This window comes from Vibrio sp. AH4 (assembly GCF_030710545.1).
Lineage (GTDB): Bacteria > Pseudomonadota > Gammaproteobacteria > Enterobacterales > Vibrionaceae > Vibrio > Vibrio metoecus.
In genome coordinates this window covers 2,105,898-2,130,171 of sequence record NZ_JALAIV010000001.1, presented here as the reverse complement: position 1 = coordinate 2,130,171, position 24,274 = coordinate 2,105,898, and the positions used below count along the sequence as shown (strand labels likewise).

Here is a 24,274-nt window from a genome sequence, read left to right as displayed (position 1 = left end):
GATCTAGCCAGAGCTTACGCTCTGGCTCTATTGACACCACACAAAATCGCATCTGCGGTTCTCATCGATACCCATTTATTACCGATTTCGCGTCCACCATCATCAAACAGAGATAACCAATAACCTTGATTACTGGCATGATCAAACTGAGTTGGAGCATGTAACCATAGCGAAACCACATCCTCAGTTCCGTCGCTATGTGCTTCTCCTAAAACCACTTTTTGACTGGCGATTCTATACCAAACCAAGATTTTCGAATGTTGAAACATGTCAGCCTCCTGCCGCCACTTTTCGGGGGAGAGGTCAGTGTACAGATTCAAAACGGCGTTTAAAGCCTCTCTTTTGAGACAAATCACGCTCTCTAAATAAATCATTCGCTTATTGATTAGACAAAATACGCATAACGAAAGCTAAACCATCAACAAGCAGAATAAGTAGTCGATTCATTCAGTTAACGCCGAACGGAGAACTATATAAAAATACATAAAAATCAAGATATTATCCTAAGGTTTTGATTTTTAATTTAGCGCACTTTTCGGTAGATACATCTCTTTAATTCGTTCAACGGCACTGTAACCGACAAACATCGGCCGCCCTGTGAGATAACGTAAAAGCATGTCTGCAGCCAGTGTCGCGATCCACTCTTTTTGTTCTTGTACCGAAAAACGACGCACAAACTTTACCGTTTGCCCCCATTCACCATTGGGGGTTGAAAGCGCAACCGAGACTTGCTCATCCTTCAGCGCCCCCGTCACCAAGGCCATTTGAGTGCCACATTTATCTTTGGTGGCACCAGCCAATGCGAAGGCAGCGGCAAGCGGATCTTGTTGAGCTAGCTCTGAGGAAACTTTGTGGCTCAAAATCCAAGATGGTCCTGCTAAAGCTTCGATTTGCGGCTCGCCCAATAGCCAGCTTGATAGCCAACCTTGGGTCACTTGTTCCGCAAATGCCAACGAAAGACCTTTTTCCGTCATCATATGGCCAAGATACGCTAGCATGGGTTCATCAATACTAACGACATATTGTTCCAAATGCGCATGAATGATTTTCAGCAAACTCAAACGGCGTTCATCATCTTGCTCAGGACCAAACAGCTTAACCTCGATAAATGGCAAATATGAACGGTAACCTAAGGTATACCCTTCTGGTAAATGCATTTTATCCAATTTATCTGAAATCGAAGATTCCGAAGTACCAAAGGTATACAAGCGGCTGCATTGCTGCCCTAATACGGAAGGAAATTGCCGTTGTAAATCCGGCAAGATCTGCTCGCAGACCATTTTGTAAAACTCTTTGGGAACCCCTGGGGTAAAGTAGAACCAACAATCGTTGATCTGCATTTTAAAGCCACAAGCGGTACCCACTGGGTTATCAATCAATTCGGCATTCGCGGGCAACATCGCTTGCTTACGATTACTATCAGGCATGGCTCGACCGCGTCCAGCAAAAAAGGCCTCAAGTTGACTCAACCAATGGGCATTCATAACCAACGGTTGTTCGGCAGCCTGAGCTGCGGCTTCCGCGGTCATATCATCGCTAGTTGGCCCTAATCCTCCATTGACGATCACAACATCAGAGTTAAAGCTCAGCATCATCAACTCTTCAACAAGTGCAGGTTGGCTATCTCCAACGGTCGAACGTTTAGACAGCGAAAAGCCATGCTGATAAAACTCGCGCGCAAGCCAAGCTGCGTTAGAGTCCACAATATCACCATGCAAAACTTCTTCGCCGGTACTAAGCATTGCTATTTTCAACATATTTGCCATCCTGATGTTAATGCTGTTGCTATATTGGCTTACAATAAGCCAATAGAAAAGAACGTTGTATCCATTACGCAATTTCAAACTACTTTTAATTAGCAGTTTTCTTGTTGGTCGTTTTATGGATAATTGTGACCCTGATCGATTAATTACCTATTAATGGAGACATCTGTGCTCAAGAAAAACATCACCACCATGATGTTGTTGACATTTTCTGCCTGCGTAAACGCACAACAAGATGTGAACTTACAATCTGATTTTGCCTATCAAGCAGGCTGTGAGCAGACCGGCTGCTATTCAAGCAATTATTATACCCAATCGCTCAGTGATCCTTTTTCTTTGAGTCTGAACAGCGCATCGTCACTCAAACTCGACGAGCCACTCCCCAAATATTTAATGGTGCAAGACACTCGCGATTGGGATTACCTAAAAGGCCAAACCTATACCATCTTAGGTCTGAGTGTTATGACCGCCGGTTTGATGACTTTACTCCCTGAATCGATTACAAAATGGGATGCCGAAGATCGCAACCTCAGCGGACTTGGCAAAAAATGGAAAGATAACGTCACTGCCGGCCCAACATGGGATCGTGACGAACATTTTCTCAATTACATTATGCATCCCTACTTCGGTGGTGTTTATTACACTGCCGCACGTCATGCCGGTTTTAACGAGTTTGAGTCCTTCCTATACTCGGCAACCATGTCGACCTTTTTCTGGGAATACGGCGTCGAATCTTTCGCAGAAGTGCCTTCATGGCAAGACATTTTCATCACGCCATTCTTCGGGGCAGTGGTCGGCGAACTGATGTTTGAAGCAGAACAAAACATTGTCGCCAATGGTGGCGAAGTGATGGGTTCAGATACCGTGGGTGGAGTAACCTTGTTCTTCCTCAACCCTATCGGTCATGTGCATGGTTGGGTAAGCAGCGCATGGGGTGGATCTGCGGATGTCTCTTTCCAAACCAGCCCATGGAGCAATAACCCTGACGCGGCAAAATATGCGTTGGATGCGGGCGTTCCGTATGACTCTCAATACTACGGCGTAAACCTGAAAATCACCTTCTAATCTCTCAATCAGGCTATCTTTCGATAGCCTGATTCTTTTCCGTTCGCTAAGAAACAAACCCAGAGAAATGTGTGGCATAAGTAGGATTATTGCCTCTTCACTGTTACTGCCTGCTCAAAAATTGACTCATGTCAATTCTCAAGCTTATTAAGCTCCTACACTCAAAGAGAGCACAAAGCTAATTCCTTATGAGGAGGCCAACATGAACGCGACTTTCATTGTTAACTTTGTCGGAAAAGCAACCCCATCCACCATTAAACAACTGGCCGCAGTCACTCACGAAAACCGTGGTAAGTGGCTCATCAGTAAGGTCAACTTTATTGAGGACAGCGTTGCGGCGGTGATCAAAATTGAACTACCTGAAGAAAACGCGGCAACGGTCAAGCAGGCTTTCCAAACGTACCCAGAGCTACTCGTCGAAATTACGGATTCCGATCCTCACGTCCATAAAAGTGATACGGTTTACCAAATTCGGCTTGATGCCAATGACCGAGCTGGCATAGTCAATGAAATCACTCATCTTTTGGATGGCCAAGGGATCAGTATCCTCGATATGGACTGCCAACGCGTATTTATTGCCGGGGGAGGTGGCATCAGTTCAAGTCTCTTTACTGCCAATGTCACCATGCGCTTGCCTGTCAATATTGACGTTGATGACGTCGTGAATGAGCTTGAAGCGCTAAGTGAAGATACCCGCGTGACACTTGAAGCCTAGTCCAAGACCACACCATCATTTCTAGCATAACGAGGGGGGAGTTTAACTCCCCTCTTCCTCTTGAGTTATTACACTAATTCTCACCAGATAGTTGAGCCACTTAACAAAATAAACTTAGCCAACTGGCAAATCATCGGTTGTCATCCATCCTTTTATTAGATCTTATCGGCCAACTCAGACAAATAATAATTTAGCCGAATAAGATAACCGATCATCACAGCGCTCAGTTAGGTGGTAACGTCATGTTGAAGCTAGAGAATATCAAGGTCAGTTATAAACTGGCCGCTATTGTTATCGTCGGTATTGTTGGATTTTTGAGTCTACTCTTTATCTCCGCCAATGCACTACAAGGAAATTTGATTGCAGAACGAGAAGCGCGCTTAAAGGCCGTTATTCAAAGCACACTCTCTCAAGTGGCTTATCTCAATCAAATGCTGCCGAAAGAGCAAGCCCAAGAACAAGCCAAAGCCCTGATTAACGCACTGCGATTTGATGGCAACAATTACATGTTTGTCATCGATGAATCCCGCTATACGATTGTGCACCCGATCCGCCAAGATTTAGTTGGCAAACAAATGGGGAATCCAGGTCAAGATACTGAAGGACAATTCTGGTTTTCTATGGTGGATTTAGCGCGGAATGGTCAACAGGGTTCTCTTATTTATCCATGGAAAAACCAGCAAGGCAGTCCTGCTGAAAAACTGTCTTACGTTAATGGTTTTGCACCTTGGGGATGGATTTTAGGCTCGGGTATGCTGCTCGATGATATCCAACAAGCCGTCTATCAACAGTTTCTCAAAATGGGATTAGCTACTTTAGTCGTCACCTTGATTATGGTGGGACTCGGAGTGGTCATCAGTAAAGCGGTTGTACACCCACTTGATGTGATTAAAGACGTGATGAAAAAAGTGGCGCAAGGAGATCTCACCGCACAGATCCCTGTCATGGGGACCGATGAGCTTGGCATTGTTGCCCAACGCATTAACGACAGTATTTCCTCAGTACGAGTAGCCCTAGTGGAATCCGTACAATCGGCATCTTCGGTTGCTGAAGCAGCCATCCGTATTGCCTCTTCAGCGGAGGAGACTAGCCAAGCGGTGGTATCTCAACGCGATCAACTCAACCAACTCGCTACCGCAATGAACGAGATGACAGCAACAGTAGCGGATGTCGCTGGACATGCAGAAGACACTGCGCATGATACTCTTGATGCCAGCAAAGAAGCCAACTTAGGCGATAAAGATGTTCATTCCAGTGTCGATAGCATTCGTGCTTTATCGGTGGAATTGGGCATTGCAACTGACCAAGTGAATAAGCTCAAAGAAGGGGTTATGCAGATTAGCGAAGTCACTGCGGTCATTAGTGGCATTTCGGAGCAAACCAATCTACTCGCCCTAAACGCGGCGATTGAAGCAGCACGGGCAGGCGATCAAGGTCGTGGCTTTGCGGTGGTGGCCGATGAAGTGCGTAATTTAGCCAGCCGCACACATCACTCCACTGACGAAATACAAACTATGATTAATCGGTTACAACAACTCGCCGTCAGCACGGCCAGTGCGATGCAAAAGAGCCAAGATTTAGCCGCGCACAGTGTCTCCACGGCGGAAAATGCCGGTAGTGACCTCTCGTTGATAGTGAACCACATTCAACATGTGAGTGATAAAGCAACACAAATCGCTACGGCCGCCGAGGAACAAAGTGCTGTTGCTGAAGAGATGAATCGCAACGTAAGCGGAATTAATGATGCGGCACTGGAAATGTCGCAAGCAGCAACGTATCTGGCAGAAGAGAGTGAAAAATTAGCCGATTTGTCGCGCCAACTCGACCAAAAACTAACGGCCTTTAAACTGTGATCTCACTCTTTTTATGAGCAGACAGAGATCGTCATGGGCATTCTTCAATGAAAGTGCTACCCTTACGGCATTATCTACTGCGAGAGAACAAAATGAGCAAATTAACGGCAGATATCGACGCGAATTTAGCGCTGTTTATTGAAGAAACCCAAGAAAACCAACTCGTTTGGGGTTTACGTAATGAAGAAGGTTGGCTCTCTTGTGAATCAACTGAATTTGCAGAAAGTGAAGTGATGCCTTTCTGGTCATCAAAAGAAGATGCACAAATTCATAACGTTGAAGAGTGGGCTGACTTTGAAGTTGTTGAAATTCCTTTCGACGTATTTGTTGAAGATTGGTTGATTACACTGGATGAAGACGGTGTTCTAGTAGGACCAAACTGGAACGCGGGTCTTGAAGGTAAAGAATTAGAGCCATCACAACTGGCCAAACTCTACCTGTAAACCTATTCCCTATGTAGGTTGATAGGTATTTCGGTTATTTCTACCGATAAGGCGCATAATTGCGCCTTTTTGTTTTTCTTGAGCCACCAATCCTCGCACTGCCGTAGCTCCACCTCACAAGCTTTGTTACACTTGCCCCCACTGTTAACACCATCCGGAATGCAAGCATGCAATTAACCAAGCTGACACAAGAAATCTTTGACCACTTATACCGTGACATCAGCGAATTTCGCCAAACCTTCGATTTACCCGTCGCCGCTCCGCAAACGTTAAATGTGCAAGCTGATACCTTACATACCTCGTTGGCCATTGAAGAATTAACCGAGCTTGCCCAAGCCGACAGCAAAACCGAACAAGCCGATGCAATTGTCGATACTGTGTACGTTCTCATGGGACGCTTAGTGCATTTGGGACAAGCGAAAGTAGAAGATAACCTATCGATCAGCTACCTCATCGATCTGCTGCTGCATGTAGCGGACAATTTAAACATTGCTTTCATTCCTTGCTGGGATGAAGTGCATAGCTCAAATATGAGTAAAGTATGCCGCAATGAACAAGAGTATTTAGATACAGAAAAATTCTATGCTGAACAAGGCATTAAGCTGATGGCGGTTCATCAAGGTGAATACATTATTGCCAAATGTGCTGAAGATTTTATCGCAGAATCGAAAACCATCCGTCAGGGAAAAGTGCTTAAATCCGTTTATTACCGTCCAGCCAATCTCGCTGCATTGACTCAATAAACCAGCGGTATTGGTACTTCACTGCACGCCAGCGATACACTATGTGCCAACAAAACGTGAAGTAAAAAAAAGCCACCTTAGTCACTAAGGTGGCACACCGCGTCTGATTGGGGGCCAATCAGTTCAGTAGAAGCTCAATACCCTTATCCGAAAGGATCTGCCAAAGAATATGAGCCTAACAAGAACGAGAATGTATCAAATCTACTATTGCGAATAGTGTGCCAGCCTATCCCACCTTTTCATCGACAATTTAATTCATTGAAAAATAATAAAAAAACCAAAAAAGAAAGCATCTGAGACAGATACGTTTGCGCCAAAACAGTGCTCACTGCGCCACGATTGGTCAGTCACATCTGCAATACTAGGAGTCGTGTCATAGGATTAGTCGAAAAGAAGATGGTACTGGCCCTCCAGTTGAACTCGGCGAATCGATGTACCAAAAACCGCCGTTAAAGCATCTTGATTCAGCACGTCTTCCGCTCGACCGGCACTGCAGAGCACACCATTATTCAGCAGCAAAACCTGATCAGCATGACGCAGGGTTCGATTGAGATCATGGTTGGCCATGATTACGGTTAACCCCTGCCCAGCCATTCGTTCAATCAAGCGATACAGTAAACTTTCTTGAGCGATATCGAGTGGAGCCGCGGGTTCATCCAAAATCAGTAGCCGGGCGGAAGGATTCAATACTGGTGAGACTTGTAGGCAACTACCGGCTAAACGTACACGCTGCCACTCACCACCAGAAAGTTGGTGAATCGAACGGTGTAATTTATCGTTAATATTAAGTAAACGACTGATCTGGTCAATTTCACTCGCCACTTCCGAGCGTTCTAGCGTAACGCCTGCAGGAACAGACAGTGCCAAATATTGGAAGACTTGCAGCTGAAAACTGGGTTTATCATTTTGCGCCAGATAGGCGCGATGGCGCGCGAGTTCAAGCAAGCTTGCCTCGCTCACGTCCAGTTCGCCAATCTGTACAGTACCTGAGAAAGGGATCATCCCAGCTAAGGCGGCAAGAAACGTACTTTTGCCACAACCATTGGGGCCAATCACATGCCACACTTCGCCAGCGTTTGCTTGCAAAGAAAGAGGTAGTAAACGTGAGTCCACTTGTAAACTGTTAACACGAATCATGGTTTCTCACCAACATCCAGATAAATATTGGCGCACCTAGCGTTGTTGTCACTACGCCCAGTGGTAACTCACCGCTGCCCAACGCCAAACGGGCAATGAAATCCGCACTCACCAGTAACAACGCCCCACACAGTGCCGACATTGGCAACAACATTCGGTTTTCAGAGCCGAGCGTTAAGCGCAGTAAATGGGGAACCACTAACCCTACAAAACCAATCACTCCGCCTAAAGCAACCGAAGCACCGACCAGTAAGGCAATCGCGAGGATTAAACGCCAACGCACACGATGAATATCAACACCCAACTGCTTAGCATGCCCTTCACCAAGCATCAGTTTATCGAGAAGGCCACCTTGCAGTGCAAGCCAAATCACCACAGGGATCGCCATAAAAGATAATACGTGTTGATACCAGCTCACTCCCGCAACGCTGCCCATCAGCCAGTACATCAATTGACGTAATCCTAGATCATCACTGAAATAGAAAGCCCATGTCACTACGGCTCCAGACAAAATGCCTAATGCGACTCCTACTAGCAATAGCCTTGCCGTCGTTAACCGCAACTTGCGAGCCATCATGACTAAGAGCAAAGTAAACAGCAGCGCACCCAATACCGCGGCAATCATGAATGCTATCGGTGAATTTAAGCTTGGGAAAAACAGCAGCAAGATGACCATCGCCACACTTGCACCGCCGGAAACACCAACCACGCCGGGTTCAGCAAGCACGTTACCGAGCAGCACTTGCAAGGTCGCTCCCGCAACCGCTAAAGAAGCACCAATCACCGCCGCAGCCAGTAACCTTGGTAAGCGAAGTTCCCACACCAACTGTTGCTCAAGCGAAGACCAAGTAGAAAACGGTGACAACCAGACCTCTCCGACCAGTAAATAAATCACCCCGATGCAGAGAAAAAGCGCAAGCAGCCAGAAGCCACTCTGTCGCCAACGCTTTTGTTTGTGTTGAAGCAGTCGATGAAAATCCATCTTATCGTTCATAGCAAAAAGAATGGCCTAACCTTACCGTTAAGCCATTTAAATAGAAAGGAGTTCATGCTGAGGCGCGATCAGTCGTACACCAATTGGTCATCTTCATAGCGCGTATTCACTTTACACACCATTAACGCTGCTCGTTGACCGATAGCGACCTTACGATTGGGGAACACAATCGCTTCCCCTTCATTCTTCGCCATTAAGGGCTTATCGCCGTCATGCCCAAACACTTCGCCATGCATAAAAGCGGTGAAATTTTCCACATCATCATTAAAACGGAAGTCAAAATCATCGTGTAAACGAACAATTGTTCGACTCACTCGATACATCGCCGGCTTACGGGGCAAATGCTCAGGCTTATGGCGAGCAATAAGATCACGAATGGCCAAATCAAAAGCGACTAAACGATCTAATTTATTTTCGCCCAGACGCGCAACCTGACCGAGCTCTAAGGTCAAGGCCTGCGCAGCATAATGCTCGGCCGAATACCAACTAAACGTACTGGAAGGCGCATTCGACAACATCACGGCTTCAATATGGGCTTGCTCGATAAATTGCATCAAACTGCGGCTACGCACAGGGTGGCGTGATTTAGGACTTACCGCAAAGGAGTAGTGTTTAGAGCCACGAATCGCACAGTGCAGATCTAAGTGCCAACGGGTGCTCTCTTCTGTATTCGCAAAAAACTGTTTAAGCAGCGCTTTAAGATGATCGGCAATCGCAAGCTCTACACTAGGAGTGTGCGGCTTATCATCAAATAAGCGGTTCAAATTCTGTTCGATAAAACGCGTGTGCTGCTGGGTTGCTTGAGGATGAGCAACAATAAATAAGCAGCGTTCGGTCAACTCCTGAAAGCCACTGAGAATATCATCAATCCATTTGTCCATCAGCTCCATGGGCGCGGTTTCATCACCATGGATACCACAAGAGATCACCACATTTTGAGTAGTCACATCTCGTTGCGCGGGGATGACTTCCAAGACTCCACGTTGATGCAGTTTCACAGTCACCCCTTGTGCCGTACGCACAGATTGAGCAACCATAGCATGGTCAAGGTCTAAGCTGTCGAAAAGAAAAGATTGGCGGAAGAAAGACTTCGTCATGCGCTACTCCTTTATTGCACAGCGGTATGTTAAGAAATTGTACGACGGATTTATGCCAAGACGATCGCACTTATGGCCACCCACTTTATCTCTGCAGCAAAATAGAGGTGTTTTCTTCTCATACCCAGCCAGATGGCAACGATACAGCCGCAGATTCTAGCATCAATTCAATGAGATGCTCTATATTCAATTCACTTAATCCAACGTGTCACAGCACATTTCCGATGCTGTTCACGCTCACGAAATAAGGCTCATCACGATACAGCGTTAGCTCAGATATCGACTGATACGGAATACTTAAACGGCTATACCAATCAGGGTTGCGCCAATCCACACCGAGTATATGTGCCAAAATCAGTCGGATGGTTCCTGCATGACAGATCACCAACGTGTCCCCCTCCATCTGAGGTAGCCACTGCTGCCATGCTTGAGTCACTCGTTGATAGGCCGATGCTAATGACTCTGCTTGCGGCAAGGTGTTATGGGCTGGATCTTTCCAAAAAGCATCCAGCAACGGCCATTCTTGCTCCAAATTCGAGAAAGATTGTCCATCAAACAGTCCAAAATTCATCTCTTGTAGATTGGCGTCGTAATCCAAAATCACATCGGGGCGCGCATGCTGGATGCGTTGTGCCAAATCGGCGCAACGGCGTAAAGGTGAACTAATAACACGCGTAAAAGATCGGTCAAGTAATCGGCTCGCGATGGCTTGCTGCACATCGGCATCCACCGCGACATCCGTAATCCCGTTGAGCGCAGCAGGGCCTTGCGTTTTACCGTGTCTCAATAAGTAAATTCTGGCCATGCACACATCACTCACCTTTTAAGCGTTGGGGTAATCCTGCAACCACAAAGGTGACAGAGTCGGCTAATGCCGCGATTTTTTGGTTCATCCAACCCGCATGATCCACAAAAAATCGCGTCAGTTCCCCCATAGGCACCACCCCCATTCCCACTTCGTTGCTCACTAAAAAAATCTGAGCTTGGGTCTGAGTTAATGTCACCAGCAACTGCTCAATCAATTGATCAATCAGAGTGGAAGACAGGGATTGTTCATGCTCAAACAGCTGATTATTCAACCAGAGGGTCAGACAGTCCACCAACACCACATCGTGGCGCTGAAAACGAGACAAATAATCCGCCAACGCTAAGGGAACTTCATGTTCAGTCCAGTCTGTCGTTCGCCTTGCTTGGTGATGTGCAATACGCGCACGCATTTCATCATCCAAAGCGGTGGCGGTGGCAACATAGTGCAATCTAGCCGTTTGAGACTGCGCCGTTTGCCGCGCTAACTGTTCGGCATAACTCGATTTACCGCTACGAGCTCCGCCCAAAATCAAATGTACGCTCACCTCGCCTCCTAAATCATCAGCTCATGCTGTAAGAAGGCCAGTAAAATCAAATAAATCATCAGCTCCATTAACTGCTGCGCCCCACCAAGGCAATCCCCCGTGAAACCGCCCAATCGCTTCATCAACCATTGGCGGAAAACTTGCCGGAAAATCAAACTGACCGCGATCATCACCCCAATCAATTGCCATGAAAAACACACCAACGTGGTCAATGCAGTCAACCCCAAGATGGCTAAATCCGTCCCAGACTGTTGTTGCGCAAGCGGCTTGCTTTTGCTGCTGTCGGGATCCGAAACATAAGGCGTATTGTGGATCAATGAGGCCGCCACCGCGCGACTCAAGGTATAAGCCAATAACCAAACTGGCACCAGTGACGTAAGATCCGCTAACTCGGTGAGTAGCAAATATTTCCCTAGCAGAGTCATCATCAAAGCACTGGCACCATAGGTGCCGATCCGGCTATCTTTCATGATCTCTAGACGGCGTTCAGCGGTCATACCGCCACCGATGCCATCGGCCATATCCGCTAAACCATCTTCGTGAAAGGCCCCCGTCAACAACAAGCTGAGCACTATGGTCAAAAACACACTGATGTTGGTGGAAAACAGTTGAGTGGCTAACGAATACACCAATGCACAAATCGCCCCAAGCACTAAACCCACTAAAGCAAAATAGCGCCCAGCCTGATTCATTCGCTCACTGCTATAAGGCAACTTTACCGGCACAGGAATGCGTGAGAAAAAACTCAATGCCAACAGAAAAAGTTCGAGTTGATAACGTAAAATCGCAGCCATTACACAGTGACTCCAGCATCGGCAAAACTGGCCATACGATTATAAAACTCCACTGACGCACGTACGATTCCCAGTGCCAATACCGCTCCGGTTCCTTCGCCTAAGCGTAAGCCTAAATCGAGCAGCGGATCCGCCCCTAATATCTCTAATACGGCGCGGTGTCCCACTTCTTGTGAACGGTGAGCAAACAACAAGTAGTCACGCACATTCGGCTCAATCAAGGTCGCAATGTAAGCCGCCACAGTCACAATGAAACCGTCAACTAAAACGGGGGTTTGCTTTTGATACGCACCAAGGAAAGCACCAACCATTTGCACAATTTCAAAGCCACCAACGTGCTTTAATGCCTCTTGTGGTGCTGCGCCTAAACAGCGTTCAACCCCTTGTGTAACCAGCTCCATTTTGCGTTGGAACTGTTCATCACTAATCCCGGTTCCACGACCAACACAGACTTCAATCGGCAGTCCTGACAGCGCAGCCAAAAGAGCGGCAGCACTACTGGTATTGCCGATCCCCATCTCACCAAACATCAGCAGATTACAGCCCGACTCCACTTCGCGATGAATCAACGCTTGCCCCAGTTCAATACCGGATTTGACTTGCTCCGCAGACATCGCGGCTTGTTCAGCAAAATTGTGTGTACCAGCACCAAGACGCTGTTCGATCAAACTGGGGTGAGCCGCTTGTGCACGCAAAATACCGCAATCCACCACACGCAGTGCCGCCTGTTCGGTGCGACAGAAGCAATTAATCGCAGCGCCACCGGCAAGAAAATTTCTCACCATCTGTTCGGTGACGGCACTTGGAGCAATACTGACACCTTGTGCGGCAATACCGTGATCCGCAGCAAACACCAACACGGTAGGTTGACGAATTTCAAGCTCAGTCACAGGGTAAGGTTGCGCTTGGCTTTGAATTAGCGCCAAATGATGCGCAATGCGCTCAAGCTGTCCCAGAGCGCCAAGTGGTTTGGTTTTTTGATCGATTCGTTGTTGGATTTGAGCGCTGAATGAGCGGTCTAACATGCAGGCATCCTTACATCTTTTTCAGGCATGAGAGAGAATCGGCACAGTCTACTCGCTCTGAGCAACAAAGCAAAAACCTTCACGTATTTTGCCTAACGTGCCGCAAAGTCAACGTACTGACATTTTTCTTTTTATAACCATTTGAAACAGCGTGTTCTATACTCTTGGTATGAATAGTGCTTTCTTGTTTGATGCTTAAGTTTGGTTTTCCTGTTTGAACCTTGTCTCGACCTAGAGACACCACAAGGAGCGGTACCATGATTACAAACCAAAGATCACCGAAATCAAAACCCCACAAACCCGCCAGTAAGAAAGGCAAGCGCGTGCCATTTGCACTGACGTAATATTGCCTCAGCATCAGAGCCGCTTGCTCATGATGACATTGAAAAGATCAGGTCTGCCGAAAGCAGACCTGATGAGCACAAATCAAGCGTTCAGCTTATTAACGGCAATCGAATTGATGCAATAGCGTAACCCACTCGGAGGTGGGCCATCAGGAAATACATGCCCTAAATGCGACGCACAAGTGTTACAGCGTACCTCCACTCTAGCGCGCGCTAAGCTGTGATCCATGTGATACGAGATGGCATTAACTTTCACGGGTTGCGAAAACGACGGCCACCCCGTGCCTGAGTCAAATTTGGTTGCCGAATCAAATAACAAGGTTTGGCATCCGGCACACTGGTACAAACCAGGTTCAAACAGCTCACACATCGCATTAGAAAAGGCTCTCTCTGTGCCATGTTGACGCATCACGTAATATTGTTGCTCATTCAGCATGTCACGCCATTCAGCATGTCACGCCATTCGGCATCACTGCGAATCACTTCACGTTCTGGTTCTGGATTGCCTTGGTTGGCAAAATCCAACACTTGTTGCCAATTCAACATAATGGTCTCCTTTGTTTTGTACCATTAAGCAGACCGATGATGACATCGTCTTATTTCATTTTCTGAATGGAAAGTGACGAAATGTCGTGAATGTGTCTAAAACTCCCGCAAACTGAGGTTAGATTAATCAACTCTCTGTTTTTGATAACCATTAGTTATAAAACATGATTTTTTCACAGTTTATTTTCGTGATGACGATCGCTATATTCCCAAGAAAATCGTTCTCATTTAGGAAGAACACACGCCTTGATTTTATGAGCCGTGATGACTTTCCTTCCCCCTTTTAAGGATTTGATTATGTCAGTGGTTACCCTTGCAGCGCTGGTGATTTTCGCTGGTCTATTACTCTATCTGTTTGGGCTACAGAAAAAAGCCGCCACCCTTTCTCGTCAGGTTTTGTTTGGCTTAGTTCTTGGCAGTGCCTTTGGTTTAGCACTGCAAGTCGTGCTCGGTGAAGCACATCCTGCAATTCAAGAAACCCTTTCTTGGGTTGGTATTGTTGGTAATGGCTATGTCGGTTTGCTGAAAATGGTCATCATGCCACTGGTGCTGGTTTCGATGATTTCAGCCGTCGTACGACTGGATAAAAACGGCTCACTGGGCAAAATTTCTGGTCTAACAATTGGTATTTTGCTTGTCACCACCGCGATTTCAGCGCTGATCGGCATCTTGATCACTCAAGCCTTTGGTTTAACGGCAGAAGGTTTAGTAGAAGGTGCTCGCGAAACCGCACGTATTGCCGTATTGGAAAGCCGCGCTTCCAGCGTTGCTGACCTCACCATTCCACAACTGTTAGTCAGCTTTATTCCAACCAATCCGTTTGCGGATTTAACCGGTGCGCGCTCGACCTCGATCATCGCGGTAGTGATCTTTGGCGTACTGACAGGCGTTGCCGCACGTAAAGTGATGGCGGATAAGCAAGAATTAGCAACTCCTATCCGTACTTTTGTTGAAGCCGCACAAGCGATTGTGATGCGCCTTGTCAAAATGATCATGGCGCTGACGCCTTACGGCATTGCGGCGCTGATGGCGAAAGTGGTTGCTACGTCAAGTGCTACCGATATTCTGAGCTTACTGGGTTTCATCGTCGCCTCTTATGTCGCGATTGCCCTCATGTTCGTGGTACATGGTCTGCTGGTTGCTGTGGTGGGCGTCAATCCAACCACTTACTTTAAGAACATCTGGCCAGTGCTGACTTTTGCCTTTACGTCACGCAGTTCGGCAGCCACCATTCCACTCAATGTGGAAGCACAAATCACCAAATTGAATGTGCCGCCTGCGATTGCGAACCTCTCTGCGTCATTCGGTGCCACTATTGGTCAAAACGGCTGTGCGGGTATTTATCCTGCCATGCTAGCGGTAATGGTTGCCCCAACGGTTGGCATTAACCCGTTGGACATCCACTTTATCGTGTCCTTGGTTGCGATGATCACCATCAGCTCATTTGGTATTGCGGGTGTGGGCGGCGGTGCAACCTTCGCCGCGCTGATTGTGCTGCCTGCAATGGGGTTGCCAGTGACCATTGTTGCTCTGCTCATTTCTATCGAACCGCTGATTGATATGGCGCGTACGGCACTTAACGTATCCGGCTCGATGACAGCAGGTACCATGACGAGTCGCCTGCTCAAACACACCACCGAAGAAGCCGAGCCGCAAACTCAACAAGCCTAACCTGTGACTCTTTTGCAAGCCGATGCCCTGCATCGGCTTTTTTGTTGAAAGGCTGAACAAATAACAAGATAGCGTAAGAGCAGCAATTGCTATGTCAGGGTCAGGATGGTCTAATAATGGCAACTTTCAGCGATTTGGTAAGGCCACATGCAGCAAGAACACCAGCCCACTTTTTTCTTTTTCGACTACGAGACTTGGGGAGTCAATCCCGCCAAAGATCGTCCAAGTCAGTTTGCGGGTGTTCGTACCGATATGGATTTCAACATTATTGGTGAGCCGCTGGTCATCTATTGCCAATTGCCAAATGATTATTTACCTGCGCCTGAAGCGGCACTGATCACCGGCATTACCCCGCAAAAGGCGAATAGCCTCGGCTTGCCAGAACCAGAATTTATCGCCCGTATTCATGCCGAGCTTTCCACTCCTAAGACCACCAGCCTAGGCTACAACAGCATTCGTTTTGATGATGAAGTAACGCGCTACACCTGTTATCGCAACTTTATCGACCCGTATGCCTGGAGCTGGCAACACGGCAATTCACGTTGGGATCTACTGGATGTGATCCGCGCTTGTCATGCTCTGCGCCCTGAAGGCATGGAATGGCCAGAGAATGAAGATGGTTTTACCAGCTTCAAGCTAGAACGTCTTTCTGTTGCCAACGGCATTGAGCACAGCAACGCGCACGATGCGATGGCCGATGTGATTGCCACGATTGAACTGGCGAAAAAAATCAAAGCAGCGCAACCGAAACTGTTTGATTACTTCTTCAACATGCGCCACAAACGCAAGCTGACGGAGCTGATTGATATCGTGAACCAAACCCCATTGATGCATGTTTCTGGCATGCTGGGACGCGAACGTCACTATACCAGTTGGATTGTGCCAATCGCTTGGCATCCTACCAACCAAAATGCGGTCATTGTGGTGGATTTGGGTAAAGACCCTCAGCCCCTGCTGGAACTGGATGCAGAAGCATTGCAAGCGCGCCTCTATACACGTTATGAAGATTTAGCACCCGATGAACTGCCGATCCCTGTGAAGTTAGTGCATCTCAACAAATGTCCTATTCTGGCTCCGGCCAAAACCTTGACCGCAGAAAATGCACAAAAGATTGGTATTGACCGCGAACAGTGTCTCGCGCACTTGAATGTGATTCGTCAGCACCCACAAATTCGTGAAAAGCTAGTCTCCGTATTCAGTCAAGAACGTGAGTTTGCCAAGGAAAACAACGTAGATAGCCAATTGTATGATGGTTTTTTCTCTCCGGCCGATCGCGCAGCGATGGATATTATTCGAACCACTGAACCGGAGAACCTCGGAAACCTTGACATAAAAGTAGCAGATAAACGGATTGAACCACTTCTCTTTCGCTACCGCGCACGCCATTATCCACATACCTTAACCGATGCCGAACAACGGCGTTGGGCGGCGCATTGTCGTGAGTATTTCGAGCGCAATCTGGAAAGCTATATGTTGAATTTGGAAAATCTGGTGCATGAACATCAAGCTGATCCAAAGAAAATGGCGATTTTAAAATCCGTCTACCATTACGTGGAAAAACTCGCTTGCTAACATCGTTTATTTTTACTTGCTGATTTTATTGATGATAAAAAAAATAGCTCAATATTGTGTCTCTATGGGACTGATTTTTCTCTGTCTTTTGGCGGGCATTAATTTACAAACTTGGCTAGGTATTGCCATTCCCGGCAGCATTATTGGTTTACTGATTTTGTTTGGCTTGCTGGCTAGCGGTTTAGTGCCTGTCGAATGGGTCAAACCGAGTGCCACTTTGTTTATCCGCTACATGATTTTACTGTTTGTCCCTATTAGCGTCGGATTGATGGTGCATTTCGATACCCTACTGGCTAACCTCGCACCGATCCTCGCCAGCGCTATCGGCGGAACTTTAGTGGTCATGGTTACGCTGGGTCTGATACTGGATCGAATGCTCAAGAAGGGAAAAAAGTCATGTGGTTGATCATCACTCTTCTGGTGTTTTTCGCAGCGCGTTGGCTTGCACAAAAATGCAAGACACCATTAGCCAACCCATTATTAATCAGTATTGGCATACTGATCCCGTTGCTAACCTATCTGAAAGTGCCTTTTGAAACCTACTATGCCGATAATCAATGGCTCAGTTACTTACTGCAACCTGCCGTGGTTGCCCTGGCTTACCCACTCTATGAACAGCTACCGCAAATTCGTGCCAACTGGCGCCTTATCGCTTTAGCGTGTGGCGTGGGCAGTGTGATGTCGATGATCACAGCCAGTTTGATTGCGGTGGCCACGGGAGCAGATATTCCCTTGATCGCCGCCTTGATGGGCAAATCCGTGACGACCCCAATTGCTATGGAAGTCGCGAGTCAGTTAGGTGGAGAACCGGCTATCGCGGCTATTTTGGTGCTGTTAGTGGGACTTTTTGGCGCAATACTCGCCTACCCCATTTACAAGCTGCTGAATATCACCCACCCAATTGCGCGTGGCTTAACTATGGGAACCGTCTCTCACGCACTCGGTACCGCAACCTGTGCCGAAAAAGATCCGCGTGATGCCGCCTTTAGCTCCCTTGCCCTTGTGGTTTGCGGGGTAATTACTTCTGTGTTAGCGCCGACGTTATTTGCCTTTGCCCTCTGGCTACACGGGTAGCCTTCGAGTGATGTCACATGTGATACGTTTGCAATCGATATCATGTGTGACGTCACTCTAATAATGAAACACAAAATTAATTTGCACCTCTTAATGTGATTTCTATCACCATATAAAATCCCTTATTCCCTAAAATAGGCTTCCATGCCACGAAAAGGAATCACTATGAGAAACCGTGTTGAACAAGCATTACAACAAATGCCCGCCTCTTTTGCCCCATTCTTACGCGAATTGGTGCTAGCCAAGGATTTCGATGCTACTTTCTCTGCCGAGCAATACCAGCAATTATTGACCCTTTCCGGACTTCACGATGCCGATCTGCGCGTTGCACTCCTGCCGCTTGCCGCTGCTTACTCTTTTGCTCCTATCTCTGAATTTTATGTTGGAGCCATTGTGCGTGGCCTGACTGGTCGCCTCTACCTTGGTGCAAATATGGAATTCACTGGTGCGCAATTAGGTCAAACCGTTCACGCGGAGCAATGTGCCATCAGCCATGCTTGGATGAAAGGTGAGAAGGGGGTTGCCGATATCACCATCAACTTTAGCCCTTGTGGTCATTGCCGTCAGTTTATGAATGAACTGACCACCGCCTCTTCGCTGAGAATCCAGCTTCCAAAACGTGCAGCAAAAAGCTTACAAGAGTATCTACCCGAATCGTTTGGCCCTGCCGATCTCGGTATTGATTCAGGCCTGATGAGCCCAGTCAATCATGGTAAAACCACTAACGATGATGAAGAGTTGATCCAACAAGCTCTGCGTGCGATGAACATCAGCCATTCACCTTATACCCAAAACTTCAGTGGGGTTGCACTGAAAATGCGCAGTGGTGCAGTTTACCTTGGCGCGTATGCCGAAAATGCTGCATTTAACCCAAGCTTGCCACCGCTACAAGTGGCCTTAGCACAAGCGATGATGATGGGTGAATCATTCGAGGATATTGAAGCCGCCGCTCTGGTAGAGAGTGCAACCGGCAAAATCAGCCATCTTGCCGATACTCAAGCAACGCTGGAAGTGATCAATCCCGATATCCCACTTTCTTATCTCTCACTGTAAACCGAATGAAGAGGCCGCTGGCCTCTTCACTTTTTTGTACCAACACTTTTGCTAAACCGCTTGCGAAAGCTGTCGTGCGCACATTTTTCCATCACCTACCATGACGTTCTGAATAAAGCCTGATAATTTGCGCTTTTTACACGCATCTCTCGCAAGCTATGTTCGAACAAATCGTTGCGATACTTTTTCCGGTCATCAGCTTGGTGCTGATTGGTTATCTGATTGGGCTTTGGCTCAAGCCAGATTTTCGCCCAATCAATCGTATCAATATGGATGCCTTTGTACCGGCCTTGGTATTTTCCTCACTGGTCAGTATGCCATTGGATACGCAGCAAACACCGCTACTTCTCGCCGCTTTGGTGGCCGTATTATTACCCGGTCTTTTGATGCTCATCGCGTGCCGTTTGGGCGGCTGGTCATTTAAAACATGGGCTCCGCTGCACATGTTTCGTAATAGCGGCAACTTAGCGATTCCACTTTTTACTTATGCATTTGGCGAAACCGCACTCCCCTCCGCCGTACTGCTATTCGTCGTCTCAATGTGTCTGCACATTAGCTTAGGCGTTGCCATGCTCAGCAAAGGTAGCGTGTTAAAAACCGTGTTGAGCGCTCCAGTATTCTTAGCCTCTTCGCTGGCTTTACTGCTCAATCTGAGCGGAGTCTCTGTCTGGTCTCCCTTATACAACGCCACCGCTTTACTCGGGCAAGCCGCCGTTCCGGTGATGCTGCTTTCACTCGGATCGCAAATGATCAATCTGCGCTTAGAGGGCCTGAAAGTGGGCATCATTTCTACGATGCAATCTTTACTTACTGGCGCTTGTGCGTTTGTGGTGATTTATCTTTTCATTCCCCTGCCCCCTCTACAACTGCAAATGATGGTGCTGTTTACCATGCTGCCGCCGGCGGTGATGAACTACCTGTTTGCCGAGCGTTATCACATCGAGCCCACGCAAGTTGCCGCTATGGTGCTGTTTGGTAATTTCTTCAGCTTATTGAGCCTGCCTATCTTGCTGTTTATCGCGCTTTCACTCTAATTTTTCCGCCATAAAACTGTCATCAACTTGACGTCAATAAGAGCTAATCTGACGGGCTATAGCGGGAAGCAAACGTTTTCTTTTGTGCTTTGTTCCAGTATCATGGCCGCTGTTTTTTGCTAATGTTGACTGAATAACTATAAGGATTGTCTATGTTTGGGACAGCGACTCGGGATAACGCAACGCGAGTGCTTTTGCTTGGTTCTGGTGAGCTCGGTAAAGAAGTGGCGATTGAATGCCAACGTCTTGGCCTCGAAGTGATCGCCTGTGATCGTTACGCCGATGCGCCTGCCATGCAGGTTGCCCATCGCAGCCATGTGTTTGACATGCTCGACGCCGATGCTCTGCAGCAAGTGATTGATTTAGAAAAGCCTCACTTTGTCGTACCCGAGATTGAAGCAATTGCTACCAGCAAACTGGTTGAATTAGAAGCGCAAGGCTTGAATGTTGTGCCTACCGCTAATGCGACTCGCCTAACCATGAACCGTGAAGGCATTCGTCGTTTAGCCGCTGAAGAGCTAGGCTTGCCAACGTCGCCATACCAATTTGCAGACAGCTACGAAAGCTTTGCCACGGCGGTAGAAACGATTGGTTTACCTTGTGTGTGTAAGCCTGTCATGAGTTCATCAGGCAAGGGTCAAAGTGTTATTCGCACGCCAGAGCAGATTGAAGCGGCTTGGCAATATGCTCAACAAGGTGGACGCAGTGGCGCAGGCCGAGTGATTGTGGAAGGTTTCGTGGACTTTGATTACGAAATCACACTGCTGACCGTGCGCGCGGTGGATGGCGTACATTTCTGCGCCCCAATTGGCCATCGCCAAGAAGATGGTGATTACCGTGAGTCATGGCAACCGCAAGTGATGTCAGAGAATGCCATCAAAGCGGCTGAATACGTGGCAGAGCAAGTTGTTAACGCGCTTGGCGGATACGGCTTGTTTGGGGTTGAACTGTTTGTGAAAGGTGACAAGGTCATCTTCAATGAAGTTTCCCCTCGTCCACACGATACCGGCATGGTCACGCTCATTTCTCAAGAGCTCTCTGAATTCGCTTTGCATGTGCGCGCGTTTACCGGACTACCGATTGGTCAAATCGTGCAATATGGCCCATCAGCTTCTGCGGCGATCCTCGGCCAAGGCCAATCACAGAATATCCAGTTCAGTGGGCTTGATGACGCCCTAAGCATTCCTCACACCCAAGTACGCTTATTTGGCAAGCCCGATATCGCGGGTCGTCGTCGCTTAGGTGTTGCATTAAGCCGTGGCAAAACCACGCAAGAAGCGACTGAGCGTGCGATTGAGTGTGCAAAAGCCGTGAAGATCCATTATTAATCATGCTCATCGCTCTATAAGGCATGAACATCAACAAAAAGCGCGCTCTTTCAGCGCGCTTTTTCACTCTCAACAGAGCCAAACCTCGTGTAAAGCTCACTCGCCTTTTTCAATTACCCAAACTTCTTCAGCAAAGCGGCTTAAGCCCGCGGGGGTCCGCTTATTCAGATGCGGATCGATGCTGGTATCTTGGTAAACTCGGCGAATCTCACAATCGGTAAACAAGGTGCGGATTTCGGCTTCAGGTACCGAGAATGGAGGCCCCGGCAACTCAGTTTGCACATAATCCATGCTGACTAGCAAAATTCGTCCACCCGGTTTAAGCAGTTGTAGTAAACGCTGCGCATACTCTGCACGCATCTCTTTCGGCAATGCTACTAGCGCCGCACGATCATAAACCAAGTCCACTGATTCAACAGGAGCCGTGAAAAAATCGCCGGTAAAAATGGTTAGCTCATCAAACTGACACAACTCATGTTGCGCATTGAGTCGTGTCACCGTCGGGGTATAAAAATGCTCGGCAAAGAAAGAACGTACCGCAATTTGGCTTAATTCAACCCCTTGCACACTGTCATGCTGATTGGCCAACCAGATGAGGTCTTCACTCTTCCCACATAAAGGAACGAGAACTTTATCATCACGTTCCGGCATGGTTTCTCCCCAAAAACGGATCAGCAACGGATTCACATCTTCCAGATGAAAACCAATCTGATTCGCTGCCCATTTGTTATGCCAGAATTCAGGGTCTCGCATCTCTTACTCCTGTCTTTTTGAGAACAGCCAAGAGTAGCGGATCTGCCCCATTTTCGGTAGCACGAATTTGTCCCATTGATGGCCTCTATACCGTTACATTTACTTACGCGTGGAGATGGAACTCCGCTTAAAAGACGCAGTCTGACTCTATGTCGATGTTATGTGATGGATAACAAATTCTTACAAAGTGTCGCGGTGGATTTGATTGGAAACAGCAATCGGCGTCCCCATTGATCATAGTGAATGGAATTGAACACATTGAACCAACTTGAATTGCACTGTCAGGAAACGCCTTCTAGGTCCACTTTTTGACCCTACAGCGCAAGCTAAGGAGAGTGAATGAGTCTATTGCTACGTACCACAGCACTGATGCTATTGCTGTTAAGCCGTGCTCCCGTTATGGCAGCCGTTCCATTAATCTCAAGTTCAACAGAAGATAATCGTGAAGAGTCACGACAAAATGAAGTCAGCTCTAAACTGTTTCGTCACAGCTTAAGTGGTTTGTACGGCATTTCTAGCCAGAACGCTCCCATCACCCAGCCCTACCAAGATTTTGACGTGCTCTACAGTAAAGCGCACCAAGCCCAAATCGAATTAGAAACCTTGTGTAAGAGCACCGCCCTACTTACAGGCACTCAAGCGTATTTCGCCGGAGCCAAATCTCACCAACGTGCATTAGAAAAAGTGGCGTTGGAACTGGATGGACAAGCGGAACGTATTACGGATTTAGCACGCGCGACTATTGTTGCCCATGATGTGGCGAGCCTGGTGACCGCTTACGAAACCTTGAACCGAGAAGCAACCATTGTAAAAGTGAAGAACCGCTTCAAGAATCCTGCGGAGTCGGGGTATCGCGATCTCAACGTATTAGTTCAACTGCCTAAAACTAAAATCATCGCGGAAGTTCAGTTTCATTTAGCCGCGATTGCTGAAGTCAAAAGTGGTGCTGAGCATCAACTGTATGAGCAAATACAAAATATTGAGCGTACCGCTCGCCAAGAGCAGCGTGCTTTAAGCGAATGGGAATTGGCTCAAATTGCCAAGATACGCTCAACGTCACGAGATCTCTACCAACAAGCTTGGCAGCCTTACATCACAACCCACATTCAAGCCGCTTAAAACATACAAGCGCAGCCGCCTAACGCTCAGGCTGCGCTTTCAAATGTTAACCACGCCATCCATCCAACGATATGTATTACTGATAGGCTGCAATCAACTTCATCTCATGTGAATAAACAGAGTATGGGTAAACAGGCTATATGGTTGGCGGAAAAGAACACAACGAACACTGTCGCAGCGATAAGCAGGAAGGGGATAAAAGCAAAAAGACCACGCTTATGGGCGTGGTCTATTGCTCGGTCTTATTTTTCGACTTTGATGTTCTCGACTCGGGCTTTCAATTTTTGCCCTGGGCGGAACGTTACGACACGTCGAGCGGTAATAGGAATATCCTCACCCGTTTTTGGGTTTCGACCCGGACGTTGATTCTTATCTCGTAGGTCAAAATTACCAAAACCAGAGAGTTTTACCTGTTCGCCACTTTCGAGTGCTTTGCGAATTTCTTCAAAAAACACTTCAACCGTATCCTTGGCATCCCGCTTGCTCATGCCGAGCTTTTCGAACAGGGCTTCAGCCAATTCGGCCTTTGTGAGCGCCATAAAACTTCCCTCAAAGCTAAGTTAAACCTTGCTGCTGGTTGGCAGCGCCAAAGCAATTTTTGTTCGACCAATCAACAACCTAACAGCCGAACAATGAAAGTGTATGCCAACCGTCTGATTTTCGCCAACTTTTTTATTGCTCACTAAGCGATTCAAAACGTTATGATTTACAGCTCTCTTTAAAAATCACTCACTTTCTCTTGGAGAACAAGAGGAAAAAAATCTGAATTTTTAGTTATTTACATCATTGTCACTAAAAT

General features: G+C 47.4%; 24 protein-coding genes and 1 pseudogene. 13 read left to right on the top strand and 12 right to left on the bottom strand.

All coding sequences use genetic code 11. From position 1 onward, the window contains the following. Positions 1-14: 14 nt before the first annotated feature. Both MKA69_RS10015 and MKA69_RS10010 read right to left on the bottom strand, forming a co-directional pair. Complete coding sequence (locus MKA69_RS10015) at positions 15-269, bottom strand: hypothetical protein (RefSeq protein ID WP_000486264.1); 255 nt, start codon at positions 267-269, stop codon at positions 15-17. A gap of 249 nt (positions 270-518) precedes the next feature. Beyond that, positions 519-1,757: a CinA family nicotinamide mononucleotide deamidase-related protein gene (locus MKA69_RS10010; RefSeq protein WP_170937958.1), complete on the bottom strand. Its 1,239-nt coding sequence runs from the start codon at positions 1,755-1,757 to the stop codon at positions 519-521. Between the two features lie 174 nt (positions 1,758-1,931). Between MKA69_RS10010 and MKA69_RS10005 the strand changes: the two genes are divergently transcribed. From MKA69_RS10005 to MKA69_RS09985, 5 genes are all read left to right on the top strand, one after another. Next, the gene (locus MKA69_RS10005) at positions 1,932-2,828 is read left to right on the top strand and encodes a DUF3943 domain-containing protein (RefSeq protein ID WP_055027170.1); all 897 of its coding nucleotides are present in this window, start codon (positions 1,932-1,934) and stop codon (positions 2,826-2,828) included. A 202-nt stretch (positions 2,829-3,030) separates the two neighbouring features. Beyond that, positions 3,031-3,543, top strand: coding sequence for a glycine cleavage system protein R (locus MKA69_RS10000; protein ID WP_305847945.1), 513 nt, complete (start codon positions 3,031-3,033; stop codon positions 3,541-3,543). 242 nt (positions 3,544-3,785) lie between these two features. Beyond that, complete coding sequence (locus MKA69_RS09995) at positions 3,786-5,396, top strand: methyl-accepting chemotaxis protein (protein WP_000915506.1); 1,611 nt, start codon at positions 3,786-3,788, stop codon at positions 5,394-5,396. 92 nt (positions 5,397-5,488) lie between these two features. After that, positions 5,489-5,839: a DUF2750 domain-containing protein gene (locus tag MKA69_RS09990; RefSeq protein WP_009372864.1), complete on the top strand. Its 351-nt coding sequence runs from the start codon at positions 5,489-5,491 to the stop codon at positions 5,837-5,839. A gap of 167 nt (positions 5,840-6,006) precedes the next feature. Next, a complete protein-coding gene (locus tag MKA69_RS09985) occupies positions 6,007-6,582 on the top strand; it encodes a nucleoside triphosphate pyrophosphohydrolase family protein (protein ID WP_001177589.1) in 576 nt (191 codons plus the stop codon). A 381-nt stretch (positions 6,583-6,963) separates the two neighbouring features. Here the strand turns inward: MKA69_RS09985 and btuD are convergent, their stop codons facing one another. The 8 genes and pseudogenes from btuD to msrB form a co-directional block, all read right to left on the bottom strand. Beyond that, the gene (gene btuD, locus MKA69_RS09980) at positions 6,964-7,719 is read right to left on the bottom strand and encodes a vitamin B12 ABC transporter ATP-binding protein BtuD (protein ID WP_305847944.1); all 756 of its coding nucleotides are present in this window, start codon (positions 7,717-7,719) and stop codon (positions 6,964-6,966) included. After that, entirely contained in the window at positions 7,706-8,701 is a 996-nt protein-coding gene (gene btuC, locus MKA69_RS09975; protein ID WP_305847943.1) for a vitamin B12 ABC transporter permease BtuC, read from the bottom strand. Before btuC ends, btuD begins: the two co-directional genes overlap by 14 nt. Positions 8,702-8,781: 80 nt before the next feature. Then, complete coding sequence (locus MKA69_RS09970) at positions 8,782-9,810, bottom strand: succinylglutamate desuccinylase (protein WP_055028580.1); 1,029 nt, start codon at positions 9,808-9,810, stop codon at positions 8,782-8,784. Between the two features lie 208 nt (positions 9,811-10,018). Next, positions 10,019-10,615 carry a histidine phosphatase family protein gene (locus MKA69_RS09965; protein WP_055028581.1) on the bottom strand — a complete coding sequence of 199 codons (597 nt, stop codon included), beginning with the start codon at positions 10,613-10,615 and terminating at the stop codon, positions 10,019-10,021. 7 nt (positions 10,616-10,622) lie between these two features. Beyond that, complete coding sequence (gene cobU / locus MKA69_RS09960; RefSeq protein WP_055064520.1) at positions 10,623-11,162, bottom strand: bifunctional adenosylcobinamide kinase/adenosylcobinamide-phosphate guanylyltransferase; 540 nt, start codon at positions 11,160-11,162, stop codon at positions 10,623-10,625. Positions 11,163-11,170: 8 nt separating this feature from the next. Further along, complete coding sequence (locus MKA69_RS09955; protein WP_000718967.1) at positions 11,171-11,956, bottom strand: adenosylcobinamide-GDP ribazoletransferase; 786 nt, start codon at positions 11,954-11,956, stop codon at positions 11,171-11,173. Next, on the bottom strand, positions 11,956-12,981 hold the full coding sequence (gene cobT, locus MKA69_RS09950) for a nicotinate-nucleotide--dimethylbenzimidazole phosphoribosyltransferase (protein ID WP_095458771.1): 1,026 nt from the start codon (positions 12,979-12,981) through the stop codon (positions 11,956-11,958). Before cobT ends, MKA69_RS09955 begins: the two co-directional genes overlap by 1 nt. 426 nt (positions 12,982-13,407) lie before the next feature. After that, positions 13,408-13,871, bottom strand: a pseudogene (gene msrB, locus MKA69_RS09945) (peptide-methionine (R)-S-oxide reductase MsrB). A 297-nt stretch (positions 13,872-14,168) separates the two neighbouring features. On the opposite strand from msrB, the gene MKA69_RS09940 reads away from it, so the two are divergent. The 7 genes from MKA69_RS09940 (at position 14,169) to purT (ending at position 21,603) form a co-directional block, all read left to right on the top strand. After that, positions 14,169-15,542: an L-cystine transporter gene (locus tag MKA69_RS09940; RefSeq protein ID WP_055030744.1), complete on the top strand. Its 1,374-nt coding sequence runs from the start codon at positions 14,169-14,171 to the stop codon at positions 15,540-15,542. A 147-nt stretch (positions 15,543-15,689) separates the two neighbouring features. After that, on the top strand, positions 15,690-17,114 hold the full coding sequence (gene sbcB / locus MKA69_RS09935; protein WP_305847942.1) for an exodeoxyribonuclease I: 1,425 nt from the start codon (positions 15,690-15,692) through the stop codon (positions 17,112-17,114). A gap of 31 nt (positions 17,115-17,145) precedes the next feature. Further along, positions 17,146-17,520, top strand: coding sequence for a CidA/LrgA family protein (locus tag MKA69_RS09930; protein ID WP_032469900.1), 375 nt, complete (start codon positions 17,146-17,148; stop codon positions 17,518-17,520). After that, entirely contained in the window at positions 17,511-18,188 is a 678-nt protein-coding gene (locus MKA69_RS09925; protein WP_055027176.1) for an LrgB family protein, read from the top strand. Before MKA69_RS09930 ends, MKA69_RS09925 begins: the two co-directional genes overlap by 10 nt. A gap of 165 nt (positions 18,189-18,353) precedes the next feature. After that, complete coding sequence (gene cdd, locus MKA69_RS09920; RefSeq protein ID WP_305847941.1) at positions 18,354-19,241, top strand: cytidine deaminase; 888 nt, start codon at positions 18,354-18,356, stop codon at positions 19,239-19,241. Positions 19,242-19,399: 158 nt separating this feature from the next. Further along, a complete protein-coding gene (locus MKA69_RS09915; RefSeq protein WP_055030742.1) occupies positions 19,400-20,275 on the top strand; it encodes an AEC family transporter in 876 nt (291 codons plus the stop codon). Positions 20,276-20,427: 152 nt separating this feature from the next. Then, complete coding sequence (gene purT / locus MKA69_RS09910) at positions 20,428-21,603, top strand: phosphoribosylglycinamide formyltransferase 2 (RefSeq protein WP_305847940.1); 1,176 nt, start codon at positions 20,428-20,430, stop codon at positions 21,601-21,603. A 96-nt stretch (positions 21,604-21,699) separates the two neighbouring features. On the opposite strand, the gene MKA69_RS09905 is transcribed toward purT, so the two are convergent. Next, entirely contained in the window at positions 21,700-22,356 is a 657-nt protein-coding gene (locus tag MKA69_RS09905; RefSeq protein ID WP_305847939.1) for a thiopurine S-methyltransferase, read from the bottom strand. Positions 22,357-22,695: 339 nt separating this feature from the next. Here MKA69_RS09905 and MKA69_RS09900 point away from each other — a divergent pair, with 339 nt between their 5' ends. Further along, positions 22,696-23,475, top strand: coding sequence for a phosphoribosylglycinamide formyltransferase (locus MKA69_RS09900; RefSeq protein ID WP_000054951.1), 780 nt, complete (start codon positions 22,696-22,698; stop codon positions 23,473-23,475). Positions 23,476-23,717: 242 nt separating this feature from the next. On the opposite strand, the gene ihfA is transcribed toward MKA69_RS09900, so the two are convergent. Next, positions 23,718-24,014 carry an integration host factor subunit alpha gene (gene ihfA, locus MKA69_RS09895; protein ID WP_001229255.1) on the bottom strand — a complete coding sequence of 99 codons (297 nt, stop codon included), beginning with the start codon at positions 24,012-24,014 and terminating at the stop codon, positions 23,718-23,720. Positions 24,015-24,274 lie beyond the last annotated feature (260 nt).